The following is a 1,163-nucleotide window of genomic DNA, read 5'->3' on the forward strand; positions in this document are numbered from 1 at the left end:
CTGGGCCGGGAGATGGGCCGGGCGGCCCGGCTCCGCTACGAGCAGGGCTTCAGCCCGGCCGTCGGGCTGGAGCGCCTGGTGGATGGATACCGCACCGCGATCGCGGGTCGGGGCGGGGGGGGGGGCCGCCCCCCCCCCCCCCCCAGGCGGGCAGCAGCGAGAAGTGCAGGTTGACCCAGCCCCTGGCCGGGACCGCGAGCGCGACCCCGGGCAGCAGCGCGCCGTAGGCGACGACCGGGCAGCAGTCCGGGGCGATCTCGCGCAGCCGGGCGAGGAAGTCCTCGTCGCGCGGGCGGGCGGGCTTGAGGACCTCGATGCCGGCCTCCTCGGCCCGCTGGGCGACCGGGCCGGCCACCAGGCGGCGCCCGCGCCCGGCGGGCGCGTCGGGCCGGGTGACGACGGCCGCGACCTCGTGCCGCTCCGATGCGATCAGTGCGTCGAGGGCGGGTACGGCGACCTCGGGTGTGCCGGCGAAGACGAGCCTCATCGGTGCGGGACTACCTCTCGGAGACGGGTGCGTCGGGGACGGGTGGGGTGGGGCGGGCGCGGAACGGCGCACCAGTCTACGGCCCGCAGCGGCGCCGGGCCCGGCGGGCGCCGGGAAGCCGGCCGGGGCGTACGGTCCCGAACACGCCGCTCCCGCGGGTCTTTTCACGCCCCCTCAGCGTTACCCCGGCGCCCGGTACCGCGTTGGTCAATGCAGCTTGACCGAAACGGCCGCAGACGCGGCCGGCCGATCCCACGCCGGTTCGAGAGGCTTGACCATGGCCGACCACGCCACCCCCGACGCCCGGGCACGGGCCAGCCTGCACCTGCTGGTTCGGGACATCGAGCGGGTCCGCCGGCAGGTGGACGCACTGCGCACGCTCACCGCGCAGCTCGGCAACGTCTACCGGCCGCGGCGCGCGGGCCCGTCCGCGGGCTTCGTCGTCTACGGCAGGGCGCCCGCGCCGACCGTCCGGCTCGCCCAGGAACTGCGCGACAGTGTGGAGACGCTGGTGACGGCGGCCGTGGAGTTCGACCGGTCGCTGGGTTTCTCCTGGGACGCGGTGGGCTCGGCGCTGGGCGTGACCAAGCAGGCCGTGCACCGCCGCTACGGCTCGCGCCGGGCGGCGGCGCGGGCGGGTGGCGCCGCGATGGTGGAGGCGCCGGCGGCCACCGCC

At 77.6% G+C, this 1,163-nt stretch carries 1 protein-coding gene and 2 pseudogenes; 2 read left to right on the plus strand and 1 reads right to left on the minus strand.

Annotation, left to right across the window (positions count from 1 at the left end):
• A pseudogene (locus AC2CJA_RS26750) lies at window positions 1–174 on the plus strand (glycosyltransferase family 1 protein); the annotation flags it as partial.
• Here the strand turns inward: AC2CJA_RS26750 and AC2CJA_RS26755 are convergent.
• A pseudogene (locus AC2CJA_RS26755) lies at window positions 137–487 on the minus strand (methionyl-tRNA formyltransferase); the annotation flags it as partial. The pseudogenes AC2CJA_RS26750 and AC2CJA_RS26755 sit on opposite strands and share 38 nt — an antisense overlap.
• Before the next feature lie 277 nt (window positions 488–764).
• On the opposite strand from AC2CJA_RS26755, the gene AC2CJA_RS26760 reads away from it, so the two are divergent.
• A partial coding sequence (locus tag AC2CJA_RS26760) for a hypothetical protein (RefSeq protein ID WP_484605224.1) occupies window positions 765–1,163 on the plus strand: 399 nt, incomplete at its 3' end.

It is taken from the genome of Streptomyces sp. ATLC9, from assembly GCF_057196705.1.